The sequence below is a fragment of the Emticicia sp. BO119 genome (genome assembly GCF_013912375.1).
GTDB lineage: Bacteria > Bacteroidota > Bacteroidia > Cytophagales > Spirosomataceae > Emticicia.
This window is the reverse complement of record NZ_JACETV010000001.1, coordinates 413,218-430,450: the sequence shown is the minus strand read 5'-3', so window position 1 is coordinate 430,450 and position 17,233 is coordinate 413,218. Positions and strand designations below refer to the sequence as shown.

13 protein-coding genes are annotated in these 17,233 nt (G+C 39.6%); 8 read left to right on the top strand and 5 right to left on the bottom strand.

Features of this window, described 5'->3' with window-relative positions; translation table 11 throughout:
• Nucleotides 1-34 precede the first annotated feature (34 nt).
• Entirely contained in the window at nt 35-1,498 is a 1,464-nt protein-coding gene (locus H1R81_RS01865) for an NADH-quinone oxidoreductase subunit N (protein ID WP_181838974.1), read from the top strand.
• A 2-nt stretch (nt 1,499-1,500) separates the two neighbouring features.
• Here H1R81_RS01865 and H1R81_RS01860 read toward each other — a convergent pair whose 3' ends face one another.
• Nucleotides 1,501-2,580: a hypothetical protein gene (locus H1R81_RS01860; RefSeq protein WP_181838973.1), complete on the bottom strand. Its 1,080-nt coding sequence runs from the start codon at nt 2,578-2,580 to the stop codon at nt 1,501-1,503.
• Nucleotides 2,581-2,789: 209 nt separating this feature from the next.
• On the opposite strand from H1R81_RS01860, the gene H1R81_RS01855 reads away from it, so the two are divergent.
• The 5 genes from H1R81_RS01855 (at nt 2,790) to H1R81_RS01835 (ending at nt 8,244) form a co-directional block, all read left to right on the top strand.
• Complete coding sequence (locus H1R81_RS01855) at nt 2,790-4,148, top strand: amidohydrolase family protein (RefSeq protein ID WP_181838972.1); 1,359 nt, start codon at nt 2,790-2,792, stop codon at nt 4,146-4,148.
• Complete coding sequence (locus H1R81_RS01850) at nt 4,148-4,501, top strand: antibiotic biosynthesis monooxygenase (RefSeq protein WP_181838971.1); 354 nt, start codon at nt 4,148-4,150, stop codon at nt 4,499-4,501. Before H1R81_RS01855 ends, H1R81_RS01850 begins: the two co-directional genes overlap by 1 nt.
• Nucleotides 4,502-4,648: 147 nt before the next feature.
• A complete protein-coding gene (locus H1R81_RS01845; protein ID WP_181838970.1) occupies nt 4,649-6,208 on the top strand; it encodes an acyl-CoA carboxylase subunit beta in 1,560 nt (519 codons plus the stop codon).
• Nucleotides 6,209-6,336: 128 nt separating this feature from the next.
• Nucleotides 6,337-7,362 carry a ferrochelatase gene (gene hemH, locus H1R81_RS01840; protein ID WP_181838969.1) on the top strand — a complete coding sequence of 342 codons (1,026 nt, stop codon included), beginning with the start codon at nt 6,337-6,339 and terminating at the stop codon, nt 7,360-7,362.
• Between the two features lie 93 nt (nt 7,363-7,455).
• Nucleotides 7,456-8,244, top strand: coding sequence for a hypothetical protein (locus H1R81_RS01835; RefSeq protein WP_181838968.1), 789 nt, complete (start codon nt 7,456-7,458; stop codon nt 8,242-8,244).
• A 60-nt stretch (nt 8,245-8,304) separates the two neighbouring features.
• On the opposite strand, the gene ggt is transcribed toward H1R81_RS01835, so the two are convergent.
• Entirely contained in the window at nt 8,305-9,999 is a 1,695-nt protein-coding gene (ggt, locus tag H1R81_RS01830) for a gamma-glutamyltransferase (protein ID WP_181838967.1), read from the bottom strand.
• A gap of 319 nt (nt 10,000-10,318) precedes the next feature.
• Here ggt and H1R81_RS01825 point away from each other — a divergent pair, with 319 nt between their 5' ends.
• The gene (locus H1R81_RS01825) at nt 10,319-11,101 is read left to right on the top strand and encodes a DUF4344 domain-containing metallopeptidase (RefSeq protein WP_181838966.1); all 783 of its coding nucleotides are present in this window, start codon (nt 10,319-10,321) and stop codon (nt 11,099-11,101) included.
• Nucleotides 11,102-11,145: 44 nt separating this feature from the next.
• On the opposite strand, the gene H1R81_RS01820 is transcribed toward H1R81_RS01825, so the two are convergent.
• On the bottom strand, nt 11,146-12,342 hold the full coding sequence (locus H1R81_RS01820) for a DUF6515 family protein (RefSeq protein WP_181838965.1): 1,197 nt from the start codon (nt 12,340-12,342) through the stop codon (nt 11,146-11,148).
• A 1,101-nt stretch (nt 12,343-13,443) separates the two neighbouring features.
• Here H1R81_RS01820 and H1R81_RS01815 point away from each other — a divergent pair.
• Complete coding sequence (locus tag H1R81_RS01815; RefSeq protein WP_181838964.1) at nt 13,444-14,685, top strand: dicarboxylate/amino acid:cation symporter; 1,242 nt, start codon at nt 13,444-13,446, stop codon at nt 14,683-14,685.
• Between the two features lie 100 nt (nt 14,686-14,785).
• On the opposite strand, the gene H1R81_RS01810 is transcribed toward H1R81_RS01815, so the two are convergent.
• Both H1R81_RS01810 and H1R81_RS01805 read right to left on the bottom strand, forming a co-directional pair.
• Nucleotides 14,786-15,955, bottom strand: coding sequence for an aminotransferase class V-fold PLP-dependent enzyme (locus tag H1R81_RS01810; RefSeq protein WP_181838963.1), 1,170 nt, complete (start codon nt 15,953-15,955; stop codon nt 14,786-14,788).
• The gene (locus H1R81_RS01805) at nt 15,948-17,222 is read right to left on the bottom strand and encodes an FAD-binding oxidoreductase (RefSeq protein ID WP_181838962.1); all 1,275 of its coding nucleotides are present in this window, start codon (nt 17,220-17,222) and stop codon (nt 15,948-15,950) included. The genes H1R81_RS01810 and H1R81_RS01805 overlap by 8 nt, the downstream gene beginning before the upstream one ends.
• Nucleotides 17,223-17,233: the final 11 nt, after the last annotated feature.

Genomic DNA, 17,233 nt, shown 5'->3' with positions numbered 1-17,233 from the left:
CGCAATGAGCTGCTATTAGTACAAACCACAGGTAATGCTCGAAAAACTTTCACATATTCTATTCAGTACAAGACTGTTATTGCCGGAGTTGGTCTTTGCAGGGGTATTTTTAATCATTGTTGCAATTGTTGCTTTTTCAAAAAAATCCCATCAGAGCCATAACCTCTACAATACAATTACTATAAGCATTCTTATAACTATCAGCTTTGTATTTTATGTGTTTCTGAGTTTTTTAGAACAATATTTCGACTCAGGAGTAATGCTATTCCACAACCTTATATACCTTGATAAATTAGGCATTTTCTTCAAAATTATTATTACTATTTCTGCAATTGCAGTAATCCTGCATTTGTGGGTTGTAGGCTACAAGGTAGTAGGCGAATTTTATGCAATTTTCCTCGCATTAATCTTAGGGCTTTTTGTACTGAGCATGACAACCCACTTGCTGATGCTTTATATTGCCTTAGAAATGGTTTCTATCTGCTCATACATTGTAGTAGCTATCAATAAATCAAAATCTAATGCCGAGGCAGGCATTAAATACTTACTTACAGGTGCTACCAGCTCGGCAGTAATGCTTTACGGGATTTCACTCCTATATGGTATGACAGGCACATTAAATTTTGGCACTCAGGAATTTGCCACTTTCTTGGGGCAGAATCCACAGTGGGTAGGTAATGTAGCAGCTTTCATGACCATTGGTGGTTTATTATTCAAACTTTCTGCAGCCCCTTTTCATAGCTGGACTCCCGATGTCTATGAAGCCACTCCCACTCCTATTGTAGCCTTTCTTTCAATTGCTCCAAAAGCAGGGGTTATCATTGTAATGATCCGTTTCCTGAGTGGGCTGAGTATTGATTTCAGATTGATTTTAGCAATAGTAATTGTAGGCTCTTTATTTATCGGCAATTTATCTGCTTTATGGCAGAATAATACCAAGCGTTTGCTGGGATACTCCACCATCGCACATGCCGGTTTTATGTTAGTCGGCCTTTTAGCCCTCAATCAGTTTGGCGTACAATCGGCTATTTTCTATGTAGCAACCTATATGTGCATCACGCTTTCGGCCTTTCTTTTAGTAGATCTGCTCGCTCTTAAAACTGAAAGTTATGAATTAACAAGTCTGAAAGGACTAGGACAAGAAAATATCTTCTTGGGTTTATCGGCTGTAGTGATTATGATCGCCTTGGTAGGTTTCCCTCCTACCGTAGGCTTTACAGGAAAACTCCTCATATTCACTGCCTTATGGGAATCTTATCAGGACACAGGAAATCAGCTTTTATTAGTCGTTCTGATTATCAGCTTACTAAATACCGCAATTTCTGTTTTTTACTACTTGAAAATCCCGTATTACATGATTTTCAAAGACCCGATGGGAAGTGCCAGACGTTATGCCCTTGATATACCCAAAAGATTTTTTTTATTTATCTTTATCTTCCTGCTCGTATATCTTTTTATAAAGCCTGACCTTGTAATGACCATGATCGAAATGCTTTAGCATTACTTCAATTTCGTCAGTTTCATAACCAGAGAATCTTTCTGGTACATACCCAGCATGATCATCGTGCTATCATTCACCTGATAATTCAGTTTAAGCGAATCAACTTTATTATCAGCATTTTGCAACGCAATCTTTACCAGATGTTTAGGTTCATCTACTTCATACTGCCCGAATAAATCTTTTTTCTTATTAAACTCATACGGATTATATTTAATTAACAAACCATAACGCCATTCAAAATAAATCTTTGACCACACCGAATCCATCGTAGCAACCGATGGGACAACTTTCTGGTTGTGCATTGTAATTTCATCTATCTTCCATATACCATTAATAGGAGTTTTAGGCTGAATACTAAGCTTAAGCAGATAAATATGCAGAAAAGCCCCTCCAATGATAATTACTCTCAATAAATTCAGTAATACAGTTTTTTTATTAAAATAGAAATACTCTTTATAAGACAAAAAGGCATATACTAACTTATCAACATCTAAAAACATCAGAAAAATCAGGATAAAAGTATAATGCAACGAATTATAATAGGCCAAAGGAGAAATCTCATAGAAGTGATCAATGAAATCAATATTGACTAATATTGGCAACAAGATAAAAGTCGCTAACAGGCGGGTTTTACGAAAAATCAAAAGAATTGACCCCGCTACCTGCATTGCACCCAAAATAAAAGCAAAGGTTTGTGAATAACCAAAGTATGTCCACGTAAGCCAGAAACCGTTTAATTCTCCAACAGGCATTTCCAAAATAAAATTAGGAGCCTGAAATTGTGTTTTTAATAATTTGGCCGCTCCATAAGTAGTTATCTGATGCGCCACATAATAAGTAATAATCGGCTGAAACCATTGGTGTAAATCTACCTTTTTGATAAACCTGTGCCATACAAAAGATAATCCCGCACTCAAAGCAAAAAGTACCCCGCAAACAATCCAGATCAGGGTAGCATTGGTAACAACCTGCATTTGTAAGCCTGTGAAGAAGTCAAAATATTGCGTAAGACCAATAAGAACCAGTAGCAAAAAAAAGATCTCGAAGAATTTCAGGAAGTAGGATCTGTTAGATTTCATGTGTGGCTATGATTTGATTGAGGCGCGAAAATTAAGCCAAAACCATTTAAAATTCAAATTTCGGTCAAAGTTTTGATTGAGCGAAGGTTTCGGAAATATTACCCCGAATTTACTGTATTTTTAATTAATTCTGGTTCAGAACACTCCGGCAACCATTAATTTTTTACCTATATTGCACTATATTTTCTAACCAACTCACATCTATAACTATGAAAAAACAACTCTTATTTATCCTCCTGTTTATCTCATTTATTAGCCAGGCGCAGCAAACGGTTGACTCCCGCCAGCAAGAAATAGTTTTTACAAATGTATCGGTGATTCCTATGACTTCCGAAACAGTGCTCAACAATCAGACAGTTGTAGTTAAAAATGGTATAATAACCCATATAAGCTCTAAAGTTAATTACGATAAAAACGCCTTGATTATTGATGCCAAAGGAAAATACCTGATGCCGGGTCTGGCCGAAATGCACGCCCACGTACCACCAATAGACGATATTCAACCTATGAAAGATGTACTCTTGCTCTTTGCTGCAAATGGGGTCACAACCATCAGGGGGATGTTAGGCCATCCACTGCATTTAGAATTACGAAGCAAGATTCAGTCAGGTGAAATAGTAGGACCTCGATTATACACATCCGGGCCATCTTTTAGCGGAGCAAGTGTCAAAACGCCGGAAGAAGGCATCGAAAAAGTACGAAGCCAGAAAAAAGTCGGTTACGATTTCATGAAAATGCATCCGGGCATTACCAAAAATAACTTTGAAGCAATTGTAAAAACAGCCAAAGAAGAAAATATGCCATTTGGCGGACACGTATCTTTTGGTGTCGGAGTATGGCGTTCCGCCGAAGCAGGCTATGCTACCATCGACCATTTAGATGGTATCATTGAAGCCATGATGCCACGTCTGGATACCTTAACCGAAGCCGAAGCAGGGTTGTTTGGTTTATACGTAGGGCATAATGCTGACGTATCAAGATTAGATAAGATTCTGAAAACCATCAAAGATAACAATGTATGGATCGTGCCAACCCAGACTTTGGCCGAGCACTGGCAATCACCTGCCCGCACCACTGAAGGCTTATTATCGTGGCCGGAAATGAAATATATGGATAAATCAACGCTTGACGGCTGGGCAAGAGCTAAAAACAGCACCATGAAAAACCCACAATATAAACCCGAATCAGTACTGAAATTTATAGATGTCAGACGCCGGATTATCCGGGAGTGTCAGCGTCAGGGAGTTGGTTTACTTTTAGGCTCTGATGCTCCACAGGTATTTAGTGTGCCTGGCTTCTCATTGAAACATGAATTGAATTACTTGGTTCAGTCAGGCTTAACACCTTATCAGGCACTACAAACAGGAACTATTAATGTAGGCAAATTTTTCAAAAACGATAATCTTGGGGTAATTAAAAAAGGCGCAGTAGCTGATCTGGTATTGTTAGATGCCAATCCTTTAAAAGACATCACAGCCGTTGGCTCGGTACAAGGGGTAATGCTCAACGGACGTTGGCTGGCAAAAAATGAGATTGACAAGACACTAAAGAAACTCGCAAAAAACTAATGAAAACATTCTTTCTTTTCATCGGCTTTCTGTGCTCTCAGCATTTATCCATTGCTCAGGCAACAGAGAAAAAAGTATTGGAATTAGTAACCATAGAGATAAAAGAAGATACAAACAAAGAATTTGAAGCAGCTATCGTCAAAGCAAAGACTATAATCAGTCGTGCTAAGGGCTTTATCTCCTATGAAGCTAAACACTGCCTCGAACAGGAAAATAAATATATTTTTCTGATCTACTGGGAATCAGTAGAAGCACATATGAAAGGTTTTCGGGAATCTGACCTATACAAAGAGTATAGATCGTTTTTATTACCCTTTTTTAAAAACCCGCCTTCGGTTCAACATTTTAATTAACACATAAGTATTGGCTTATAATGCCGCAACGCATCGCAGCCATATTTTCACCCTAAACAAGTCAACCTAAATAAAAATGCTTTCATTCTGTACATTTTTATAACAGTTTTCTTAGTTTTGCTCAACTCATAAGACACTGAACCCGGTATGTCATCAAAATCGAATCTCGGAAAACTCCAAATACTTGACCGTAAAAATGCTGAAGCAGAGCAAGGTGGCGGAAAAAAAAGAATAGAAAGTCAACACGCAAAAGGAAAACTCACTGCCCGCGAAAGAATAGAACTGCTGTTAGATGAAAGCACCTTTGAGGAAATCGGCAAGTTTGTAATGCACCGAAGCAAAGATTTTGGACTCGAAAAGGAATATTATTTAGGCGATGGCGTAGTAACCGGCTATGGTACTATTGCAGGGCGGCTGGTATATGTTTTTGCCCAGGATTTCACAGTATTTGGTGGCTCCCTTTCAGAAACCTATGCCGAAAAGATTTGTAAAATAATGGACATGGCCATGAAAAACGGAGCGCCTTTGATTGGCTTGAATGATTCAGGTGGTGCGCGTATTCAGGAAGGTGTCAATTCATTGGCAGGATACGCCGATATATTTTATCGTAATACCCTGGCCTCAGGTGTCATTCCCCAGATATCAGCTATTATGGGGCCTTGCGCAGGCGGAGCAGTGTACTCTCCTGCCCTTACAGACTATATTTTCATGGTTGAGAATACCTCATATATGTTTGTTACAGGCCCTAATGTTGTAAAAACTGTAACCCACGAAGACGTAACCTCAGAAGAATTAGGAGGAGCCATCACTCATGCAACCAAATCGGGTGTAACTCATTTCGTAGCTGCTAACGAAGTACAATGTATCAATGATATAAAAAGATTATTCAGCTATATCCCTTCCAATTGTGAAGATCTGCCACCCTTTGCAAATTACTCTTCAGACGGGAATGAAAAGCGCACCAGATTAGCAAATCTACTCCCCGAAAACCCTAATCAGCCTTACGACATCAGAGAACTGATAGAAGAACTGGTTGACACAGATAGTTTTTTTGAAGTGCATAAAAATTTTGCCGAAAATATTGTCGTAGGTTTTGCGCACATGGGCGGGCGTAGCATCGGCATAGTAGGCAATCAGCCATCAGTTTTAGCTGGGGTTTTAGATATCGATGCCAGCATTAAAGGAGCAAGATTTGTTCGTTTCTGCGATTGTTTCAATATCCCGCTTCTGGTTCTGGAAGATGTTCCCGGATTTTTACCCGGAACAGACCAGGAATGGAATGGCATTATTATGCATGGGGCAAAACTTCTGTATGCTTTCTGTGAAGCCACCGTTCCGCGCATCACTGTTATCACCCGTAAAGCCTATGGCGGTGCTTATTGCGTGATGAACTCAAAACACATTGGCGCAGATATGAATTATGCCTGGACATCGGCCGAAATTGCAGTTATGGGTGCAGCTGGTGCAGCCGAAATCATTTTCCGAAAAGAAATAAGCGAAGCCGAAGATCCTCAGGCAGAGTTGCAGAGTAAAGTAGACGAATATACCGAGAAATTTGCCAACCCCTACAAAGCCGCACACAGAGGCTATATTGATGAGGTAATAAAACCGGAGGATACAAGAGAAAAACTCTTGAAAGCCTTTAAAATGCTCGAGAATAAGGTAGATACCCTGCCAAGAAAAAAGCATGGAAATATTCCATTGTAAAAATTGGCATTGCCGAAACGTTTTATTCAGAATTGTAGTTAGCCTTAAGAATACGATTACTTATTTACACTTAATTATATAATTCTTCGAAAAGCCCCTACGCTTTTCAAAAATTTGTTAGCACGATTATGCTTGGAAAAACCGGAGTATTAATAGTAAATTTAGGTACACCTGACACTCCGAATGTACCTGATGTAAGAAAATATCTGCGCGAGTTTTTGATGGATGCCAGAGTAATAGATATACCCTATACAAACCGTTGGTTTTTAATTAATCTGATTATTGCCCCCTTCCGTTCGCCTAAATCAGCTAAAGTTTATCGCGAATTATGGACAGAAAAGGGTTCTCCGCTGAAAATCTATGGCGAAAGCAACGAAAAACAACTGCAACAAGCATTGGGCGATGAATATGTTGTCAGATTAGCAATGCGCTACCAGAATCCAGGTATAGAAAAAGGGTTGAAAGAATTACAACTGATGGGTTTAAGCAAAATCATTGTTGTGCCGTTCTTCCCTCAGTATGCTTCGGCTTCTACTGGCTCGGTCTATGAAGAAGTGATGCGGGTAATAAGCCAGTGGCAGATAATCCCTCAACTGAAATTTGTCAACTACTTTTACAATCACCCAAAATTCATCAAAGCATTTGCTGATAATGGTCGTAAATACCTTGAGAAAGGTAATTATGAGTACGTGGTGTTCAGCTATCATGGCTTGCCCGAGAGGCAGATGATTAAGTCCGACTGTACCGGAAATACCTGCAAACTTGGCAGTTGTTGTGATACTATTCATGCTTTTAACCAACATTGTTACAGAGCCTCCTGCTATGAAACCACTCGTTTGCTGGTAAAAGAATTAGGTTTAAAAGAAGGAACATATACTACCAGTTTTCAGTCACGTTTAGGAAAAGACCCCTGGATTCAACCTTATACAGACAATGTGGTAAAAGAATTAGCCCAGAAAGGTATAAAAAGAGTATTGGCCTATTCTCCGGCTTTTGTAGCAGACTGTCTCGAAACAACCATTGAAGTAGCCGAAGAATATAGAGAAATGTTTGAAGAACACGGTGGCGAACACTGGCAGTTAGTAGAAAGCCTTAACGACTCTGAAGTATGGATTGATTTACTGACCGATCTGGTAAAAGAACAGGAAAATTAGACTATAGAATTATTGATACAAAGGCCTATGCAAAACAAAAGCATAGGCCTTTTGGTTTTACGCTTAAAGTCCACTCACTGAAAACCAAAGCTTATGCATCTTATTTCTATCTGGGCAGGCCGTAACACCAGAAAGGCTATCTCACTTATCGTTATTTTTGAATTTGTTAAAAGTATTATCGGATTCAGCATAGGCCATAATTTCTTACCCGGTCTTTCCACTTCTTTTATCGAAACAGCCGTATTAGGTCTGGTTTTTCTTATCACATTTGTGCAGGCTAATTATAAATATCAGTCGCAAAAGCTCAACAAAGAGGTGCACCGTAGGCTTCGGCTCACCAGCACCGGTTTGCTTTTTTTAAGCAGTCTTTTTCTCTCTATCCTGTTAGGTAATCAACTCAGAGGCTTAGGATATTCTACTAACAGCTTTTTTGCTGCTAAGGCAGCAGTTACTATACCCTCAGATAGCATCCACACAACTACTACTTCATTAATAGTACAAAAGAGCAATCGTCCTTTAAAACATAAATTCCGTTTATTTTCAAAGAAAACCGCCGATGACGACCCATACAGTAATCGGCGTATCGGATATGTATTATTATTTTTATTAAGTCTTGTGCTCACCTACATTGGTGTTTATTTAACCTGTGGGGTTTTATGCAGTGGGTATGGAGTACTGGCACTACTGATATTCTTAACAAGCCTTGGCGTGCTTTCAGGGGGCATTTACTTCCTTATCAAGGCTTTCAGTCATCCTGTGAAACCAATTTCAACAATGTCAGGGAATGAAAAAAGAAAAGAACGTCGAAAGTTCTTGTTGACATGGGGGATACTCAGCCTGGCAACAGCCATATTCTTATTAATTACAAATTCATCAAACTAAACTAAAAAAAGAATCCTGTTCTGGAATTACCACACAACAGGTTTCTTTTCCTTGATCTATTTAAAAACCGGCCGCATGGCCGTCTTTTCGGGGATCAGATGCCCCTGTATAAGTTTTCCGCTCAGGATCATACCTGATAGCCTGATAACCTCCATACAAACCCAGAATATAGCCGACCTTATGCCCCTTTTGCATGAGTCCTCTTACTGTTTCATAAGAAAACCCCGACTCCATAGTAATCATTCCTCCATCAGTCATTTTCTCTCCTGTAGGTTCAGATGACCCCTCATGGTTCAAACGGGGGGCATCGCCCGCTTCTTGAAGATTCATACCAAAATCTATCACATTCATTACAATCTGTACATGTCCTTGTGGCTGAAAAGCTCCCCCCATTACGCCAAAACTCATATATGGCTTTCCATCTTTGGTAATAAATGCCGGAATAATAGTATGAAACGGGCGTTTATGTGGTGCATAAGTATTGTTCTCTCCTTCGGTCAGGCTATACATCTCACCTCTGTCCTGAAACATAAATCCCAGTCCATCAGCCATCATACCAGAGCCAAAACCTCTGTAATTACTCTGAATCAACGCTACCATGTTTCCCTCCTTATCAGCTACAGTCAGAAAAATCGTATCCCCATCTTTCAATGCGGGGTTTCCGGCTTCATAACTGGCTGCGGCTCTATCAGGGTTAATTAATTTACGTCTTTCAGCAGCATATTCTTTAGAAATCAATTGTTTAACCGGAATTTTAGCATACTCAGGGTCAGCATAATATTTGGCGCGGTCTTCAAAAGCTAATTTTTTGGCTTCTGTAAACAAATGTACATGTTCAGTACTTCCATAACGTATTTTTGAAAAGTCATAACCCTCCAGAATATTCAGCATTTGCAATACACATATTCCTTGCCCGTTAGGTGGCAGCTCCCATACATCATAACCCCGATAATTGGTCGATACAGGGTCTACCCACGTCGAAGTATGGTCGGCAAAATCTTTAGCTGTCAGAAACCCGCCATTCTTTTTCATAAAGCTTTCTATTAACTGCGGTATTTCACCTTTATAAAAGGCATCACGCCCTCCTTTAGCAATTTTTTCGAGAGTATTGGCCAGATTAGGATTTTTGAAAATATCACCCTTTTTAGGCACCTGCCCATTCGGATAATAATGCTCCTTTACATTCGGATACATACCGTACAAACGAGGCACAGCCGCCAAAGAAGTGGCTAACTCACCATGCACCGGAAAACCGTTTCTCCCGTATGAAATGGCATGAGAAAGAATTTTTTCCATTGGTAGCTTACCGAATTTCTTATGCAATTCAAACCAGCCATCTACACAACCCGGTACATTAACAGGTAAGGGGCCGGTAGAAGGTAAATGCGTTAATCCACGCTTTTTTAGTTCAGCTAAGGTAAGGCTGTAAGGAGAGCGACCCGAAGCATTCAAACCATATAATTTCTGGGTTTTGGCATCCCACACAATCGCAAATAAATCCCCTCCAATGCCGTTCATATGAGGTTCTACTATACCTTCCATCGCATTGGCTGCAATTGCGGCATCAATAGCAGTACCTCCTGCACGCAGAACTTCAATTGCCGCCTGAGTACTCAGCGGATGAGAAGTGCAAGCCATCCCATTCTGGGCAATTACCTCTGAACGGGTAGCCCGGACATTGCCGTAAACACGGTCTTGCGCCCGAACAGAATGAACAACTGATAGTATCATAATAAATAAGGTAATTTTTTTCATAGTGGTTTTTTGTTGATAATGAAACCGGGTAGTTAAAATTGTTTGATTTTAGGTGAATGGTCAAAACAAATATACTATTTTTCTTAATTGCTTCAGTTTCTCAGTATTGAATAGATTTCTAAAAATCTACTATATAAATATTTTAGGTAGCATCGGCTTTTAAGTTGAATCATCTCTGGCTATTAACTTAATTTAACAGAGATTCTTTAAAATATCCTTTACATTGGTGTCATTATTGGTTTTTTTTACGTTTTTATTGAAAACAAAGATTTTCTGCTAAATCAAAAAGGCGAACCTCCGGTCCGCCCTACAATTCGATATGAAGTTTCTGATTGTCAGTTTTATAAGTTGTTTGTCTCTTACAGTTTTCTCTCAACAGGCAAAAACAAACGACTATGGAGATGTAAAGGTGGTCTGGAACGACCATATCAAAGATTCTGTTTTCAGTGATTTTCAGGAGGGCATCAAGCGTACTAAAATATTAGACGCAATTGCCAATGATATAAACGGTTATTTAGCATTGCCCGAAGACCTCTACATTACCTTTGATGAATGCCAGAGCAGCAACGCTTTTTATGACGAGCATACCAAAAAGGTAACCATCTGTTATGAAATGGTGTCGTACTTATATGAGTTGTTTAAAACAAAAACGAACAATCCGGCACAATTGAGAGAAATGGTAATTAATACTACCTTGTTCATTTTTTATCATGAAATGGGTCATGCCCTCATAGACCTGATGGATTTACCCGTAACCGGAAAGGAAGAAGATACGGTTGATAATTTTTCAATCTTTCTATTGGCAGATGGCAGCAAAAAAGGTTCTCTCGCAGTATTAGACGGAGCCATTGCTTTTTATCTGATGGGAGAATCAGAAAAGAACATTCCTTTGAAAAACCTGGAACTATGGGACGAGCATTCGCTTGACCACCAACGTTTTTATCATATTATCTGTATGCTCTATGGCTCAAATCCGATACAGAACCAAGCCTTAATACGCGAGAAAATGCTGCCATTATCCATGACAAATCGCTGCATTGAAGATTATCAGAAGATCAAAAAAGGCTGGCTGAAAGTATTAGAGCAGTGGATAAAAAAATAGGGATATGCCATCTGGCATATCCCTGCGTTTAGATGTAAAGCAACTTAGTAATTGATTTTAATTACCTCATACCATATCTCACCTTCATACACTACAGCTTTATACTGCACACCGTCTACTATATAATAGGTTTCTCCATCTATTATTACTTGCTCATATCCATCAGGAATACTCTCTACCAATGCCCCAACCGGAGGTGGCACTACTTCGTACTCGTTCCCGATAGGTCTGTAATAAGTACCATTATAGTAATGGTAAGGACGGCCGAAGAATGTATAAATCTGACACTCTAATGGCAAGATGCCTATTCTCAAACCAATCGGAGGAAACGACACTACATAAGTATCTCTGTAAGGTCTGTAATAAATACCGTTATAATAACGATAGCTGATACCACCATAATACACAGGCAAGCAAGAAGTGGGCAATATCCTTACAACACTATTCCGGCGTGGCAGATTATAGTATCTCCAGCTTGGGCTGCCATATCGGCCATCAAATCTTCTGCTATTGTTATCATATCTTCTGTTGTCGTAGCCTCTGCGGTCGTATCTGTTATTATCCCGTCCATTCCGGTTGCTATAGTTATCATCTCTACCGCCTCTACCGTTATCCCAACCGCTCCTGTTGTTATTATCCCTTCCACTACGCTCACCGTAGGTTCTGTTTCTGTCACCATCGTTACCTCTATTACTTCTGTCTCCAAAAGATCCACCTCTGTTATTATCATTGGCTCTACTGCTACTGCCACGGTCATTATCCGATCTCGGAGTTTCTACTCTTCTGCCCTCCATTCTCACATCAGGCCGCGTTTGTACTCTATCAGGTCGGTTCAGACTAATTCCACTCCTATCTTCTCCACCTCTTGAACTTCGGCTTGGTGAGGAACTTCTGCTTTCTACTCTTGGTGATGCTCCCGGAGTTGACATTCGACTTCCTCTCGACTCACTCCGGCTGTTTTCAGAACCCCTGCTTTCAAAACTACGGCCTTCATTCCCTCGGCTCATGGCAATTCTATCATTGCCATTGCTTCGTTCTGAAGACCTTCTTTCAGAGTTTCCACTCCTCTCACCTCTGCCATTGCCGGCATGTCCACCCTCTCTTTCTCCTCTCCTGCCTTGGGCAAAAGTATCAATAGTACCAAGGCTCAAACCTGCCATCAACAAAATTGAGGCAGCAATACCTCCCCTCTTCATTGAGAAGAGCGCAGATTTTATTGTATTTTTTTCTATTTCTTTCATTTTCTCCTTATTTATAGCTTTTAGATGCTAATATTACGTAAATGGTTTAATCTGATTTATATCATTAACAATCATTAACAATATCCAATCTTTAAACAAAAAAATCCTATCCGCTTTATCAAAGATTTATTAGTTTCTAAAACAAAAAAACATGGCTAATCATAAGAATAACGCTGATAATGAGCCAATTATTCAATTTCTGCCATAATACAACACATTCCCTGTTTTCTTTTACCATCATTGATAAAAATCAGAGGCTATCTGCAAACTACCAGATAGATAGTCCATCAAATAATTAAGTTTAAAATAGTAAAAACCAGTAGTCACTATCCAACAAAAAAGCCATCTTAATAAAGATGGCTTTTTGCTACAACCCTAACCACTATGATGAAACAAAATTCTACTTCAAAAATTTATTGCGTTGTCCAAAACCTCTGCTCAATCCAGTTGAGTGATATAGTACATATAGTCCTAATAACAACAATACTCCAACTAAAAGGATTTGTAGCGGGTAAATCACGGCTATATTGTTGAGACTATTTCCGATTTCTAAAAGCGTAAACATTTTTTCTATATATTATCAAGTTGAATGAACAATACAAAGTTCTGAAACTCTTCTTAAATATTTTAGAGTAAAAACCCCTGATCTCTATAGGTGTTATACGGTATTTTTTAGAAATTCATTCAGAATACGATAAAACGATGGGAGTCTGAATAAAATAGGTTAGTACGAAACACCTAAATATAAAGATCATAGAAGCAAACTTCTACTCTCAGGTTTCAAAATTACTATTACTTAGACGTAAAATTTCTATGAATGTTACAGAATATACGAAAATTTTTATTCTACGGTTGTTTATGGCCTTTTAATCAAAAAAACTTTTTTTTTAACTGCTCTCAAATCACTCAAAATAAAAAATTTGAACTAAAATGCTTAAATAAATTAACATTCATCATACCAGTATTTTGACTACTTATATTTTTTAACCATTATTGTAAGAAATAAAAAACCGGATTATGCTCTACTCCCTGAAGAGTGAAAGATTCCGAGCCATAACCTAAACAATACTTCTCTTGGGGGAAAGAGAAAACAACTTCATTATGAAACTAAATATTACCTGGAAAATTTTTATAGGCATGACCTTGGGTATCATCATTGGCTACCTGATGAATGTCTATTTAACCTCCGACCCTGAAGCACTTGCCTCCTATAGTGTGTACCTCAACTTGCTGAGCAAAATCTTTTTACGTTTGATAAAAATGATTATCGGGCCACTGATTTTCTCAATTCTGACAGTTGGTATAGCTAAATTAGGCGACTTCAAAACCGTTGGGCGTATCGGAGTAAAAACTTTAGGGTATTTTTATTTTGCCACTATTCTATCACTCCTTACAGGTCTGGTTGCTGTTAACGTGCTTAGACCTGGTAAACTGATGGAAATACCTTTACCTGAATCAGGAGCTGACACAGGAATAGAGTCAAAAAAGATGACATTGGAAAACTTTTTTACACACCTTTTTCCTCAGAGTTTTTTTGAAGCATTAGCTACCAACGAAATCTTGCAGATAGTAGTGTTCTCCATATTTTTTGGCATTGCCACAGCCGCTATTGGTAACCACGGCAAAGTCATTATCAAAGGTTTAGATGCAGTAGCCGAAGTAATGTTCAAAATAGTAGAATACGTAATGGGTTTTGCTCCCTATGCTGTCTTTGGTGCAGTAGCTGCCGTTATTGCCCAAAAAGGGTTAGGTATTTTAGGTGGCTATCTATATCTGATTATATGCTTCTTTGCCACTCTGGCATTTTTTATACTGGTCGTCCTGCCAATCATCTGTCTGTTTGCCAAAGTACCCTACTGGAAACTACTGGCTTATGTTAAAGACGCCCTGTTCCTCTCATTCAGTACGGCAAGTTCCGAGGCCTCAATGCCGTTGCAGATTGAGCAGTTGAAGAAATTCGGGGTATCCGAAAGAATTGTAAGCTTTGTCTTGCCTTTAGGGTATTCTTTTAACCTTGATGGCTCTATGATGTACATGACCTTTGCCACCGGATTTATTGCTCAGGCTTATGGTATTGATTTATCGATAGGCCAGCAGATTACGATGTTGCTGACTTTGTTGGTAACAAGTAAAGGTATAGCCGGAGTACCCCGTGCATCGTTGGTGGTTATTGCCGGTACAATGTCTTTATTTAATCTGCCTGCCGAGGGTCTGATACTTCTATTTGCAGTAGATTGGTTGCTTGATATGGGTCGTTCGGCTACCTCGGTCGCAGGCAATGCGGTTGCCACTGCTATTGTAGCCAAATGGGAGAATGAGTTTACTCCTGCTCAGTCAGCTTGATAGTATAGGAAAATTTATACGCATCAATAAGCGTTCTGAACATAACCGATCTGGTAGAGCCAGGGCATTGCCTTGGCTCTGCTTTTATACTGATTTGATATTACCTCAAACACCGCTCCAATATCTCAACCAAAGCCCACATATCCTGCTCGGAATTATAAACGTTCGGTGATACACGGATTGCTACTCCACGATTGGAAATAATGATTTTATTATTCAATAATTGTTCAGTAAAGCCCTGGTTATCGATTCCCTGAGGCAGGCTGATACCCAACAAATGGTGTCCTCTATAGGTTTCCGGCTCAAGGCTGCAACCTAAACCAAGCAAAGCTTCTAAAGGTTTTTGCGTGATACTCCGGCAATGCTGCTGGATACTATCTACCCCCCAGTCAAGAATTTGTCTGATCGAATCTTCTAACATCGGCAACTGGATAAACTGCGAATATTCTCCTGCATTATATCTTTGTGCAAACGGGCGATAAGCCCTTTCATAACGAATCAATTGGGCAAACTTCTCACTATCCATGCGGTTCAACCATGATTCTTCAACTGGGATACCTTCATCGAAGAATTCACCAAAATAGGCTAACCCTATACTATATGGCCCTAAAAGCCATTTATATCCGGCGCAAATGACGGCATCAGGCTGAATTTCCTTCACATCAAAACTCATAGCTCCAACAGATTGTGTAGCATCAACTATCATTAATGCCCCTACTTCTTTGCAACGTTTTGAGATAGCAGCAAGGTTGAACTTAACCCCATATATCCAATGAATATTAGGCACCACTACCATGGCTGTCTCATCGGTGATTTCATTCAATACCTTCTCATTCCATAATTGCCCCCGGTTCTCTGAAGTATCAGGTTTCGCGACTGTATGATAGCTTAATGAAAGTTGCCTGCAAACCCTTTCAAAAGCATACACATTATTCGGAAATTCATCCTGAATCAGGATAATATGCTTTTTGGTTGAAATACCGGCCAGACGGTGCAGGTTATTTGCCACTACAGCCATCCCATACGACACTGCCGAAATAATAGCCACTCGTTCTGAGTTGTCAATATTAAGCAATCGGGCAAATAGTTTCTGTACCCTTTGAGCTGGTTCAAAATGGCTTTGTGGATTAATAGTAAAAGGTCTGCTGGCTTTCATTAACATACCTTCCGTGCCTTTCTCTATCGAAGTTCTGAGCATAGGAGCATAAGCCGCTCCGTTCAGATAGGTGATGCCTTCTTCTAAGGCAAATAAGTGTTTCTGGTTAGTCATATCTTTCCGGCTTATAAAGAGAAATATCTATGCTTGTCTTTTCATCGTCAACTATCTCCTGTACTAATTTCCCTGTGCCTGGTGCAAGGCTCAGACCCATCATGGCGTGTCCTGATGCAATAATTAGGTTTTTGTATTTTCTGGTACGCCCGATATAAGGCAATCCATCAGGTGAACAAGGTCGTAACCCTGACCAAACTTTTTCTTGTCTGGGTACTTCTATCGGATAGTCAGGAAAGAACTCTGGTACAGCTTTAATAATACCCCTTACCCGATTCATATTAATATCCTGATTTATCCCTCCAATCTCCATCGTCCCACCAAAACGAATCAGATTATCTGCCATTGGGGTAATAGCTACTCTTGCTTCCAATAAAATCGAAGGAATATTCAGTTTTTTCCCATCCCGTTGCTCAAGCGTAATGCTGTATCCTTTACCCGCCTGAAGAGGCAGATTAATATTTAATTGCTTGGCTAAAATCGGCGACCATGAGCCGGTAGCAATTATCAGTTCTTCTACTGCAACCCTTTCACCAGATTGCGTCCTGATACTTTTAATCCTACTGTTTTCTACCTCAAAGTCTGCTACTTCAGTATTATACAAAAACTCAACGCCTTGCTTTAGCAAAAGGTCTTTCAGTTTCTTTACCAGCGCATTCGGGTATAAATGAGCATCACCAGGATAATAAACCGCCCCTGCTACATCGGGTTTAACTTCCGGTTCAACCTGATGCAGTGTAGCTACATCTAATACCCGGGCTTCAATACCCAATTTATTGGCGGTTTCGGCAACCTCTGCTTCTTCATCAAAGTTATGCTCAGTTTTACAAAGCATCATCAAGCCACGTTCTTCAAAAGAAAAATCATTTGTCTCCTCTTTGGCAAAATCCTGATAAAGTTTTTTGGCCAAAAGGCTTATATCTCTTAAAGCAGGCATTGCCTGTTCAACCTGTTTAGGGTTTGCCGCTTTATAAAACTTCAATCCCCACGAAATCAGATCCCAGTTCAGGCGTGGCTTAACATAGAAAGGGCTTTCAGAATTAAACATCCACCTGATTCCCTTTTCAATCATACCAGGCACAGCCAATGGTATAAAATGGCTCGGTACAATCATGCCTGCATTGCCATACGAACAACCATCTGCCCCATCAGTGCGCTCAATTATGGTTACTTTATGTCCTTTCTGCTTAAGGTAATAAGCCGAATATAGCCCTATGATACCGCTGCCTATAATCACCACATTCGGCAAACGTGTTTTTGTAGCCATGAATATTGTCT

Bases quoted from the DNA above. Each gene is read 5' to 3' on its own strand.
- H1R81_RS01865 (WP_181838974.1), top strand. From the start codon at position 35: ATGCTCGAAAAACTTTCACATATTCTATTCAGTACAAGACTGTTATTG.
- H1R81_RS01860 (WP_181838973.1), bottom strand. From the start codon at position 2,580: ATGAAATCTAACAGATCCTACTTCCTGAAATTCTTCGAGATCTTTTTT.
- H1R81_RS01855 (WP_181838972.1), top strand. From the start codon at position 2,790: ATGAAAAAACAACTCTTATTTATCCTCCTGTTTATCTCATTTATTAGC.
- H1R81_RS01850 (WP_181838971.1), top strand. From the start codon at position 4,148: ATGAAAACATTCTTTCTTTTCATCGGCTTTCTGTGCTCTCAGCATTTA.
- H1R81_RS01845 (WP_181838970.1), top strand. From the start codon at position 4,649: ATGTCATCAAAATCGAATCTCGGAAAACTCCAAATACTTGACCGTAAA.
- hemH (WP_181838969.1), top strand. From the start codon at position 6,337: ATGCTTGGAAAAACCGGAGTATTAATAGTAAATTTAGGTACACCTGAC.
- H1R81_RS01835 (WP_181838968.1), top strand. From the start codon at position 7,456: ATGCATCTTATTTCTATCTGGGCAGGCCGTAACACCAGAAAGGCTATC.
- ggt (WP_181838967.1), bottom strand. From the start codon at position 9,999: ATGAAAAAAATTACCTTATTTATTATGATACTATCAGTTGTTCATTCT.
- H1R81_RS01825 (WP_181838966.1), top strand. From the start codon at position 10,319: ATGAAGTTTCTGATTGTCAGTTTTATAAGTTGTTTGTCTCTTACAGTT.
- H1R81_RS01820 (WP_181838965.1), bottom strand. From the start codon at position 12,342: ATGAAAGAAATAGAAAAAAATACAATAAAATCTGCGCTCTTCTCAATG.
- H1R81_RS01815 (WP_181838964.1), top strand. From the start codon at position 13,444: ATGAAACTAAATATTACCTGGAAAATTTTTATAGGCATGACCTTGGGT.
- H1R81_RS01810 (WP_181838963.1), bottom strand. From the start codon at position 15,955: ATGACTAACCAGAAACACTTATTTGCCTTAGAAGAAGGCATCACCTAT.
- H1R81_RS01805 (WP_181838962.1), bottom strand. From the start codon at position 17,222: ATGGCTACAAAAACACGTTTGCCGAATGTGGTGATTATAGGCAGCGGT.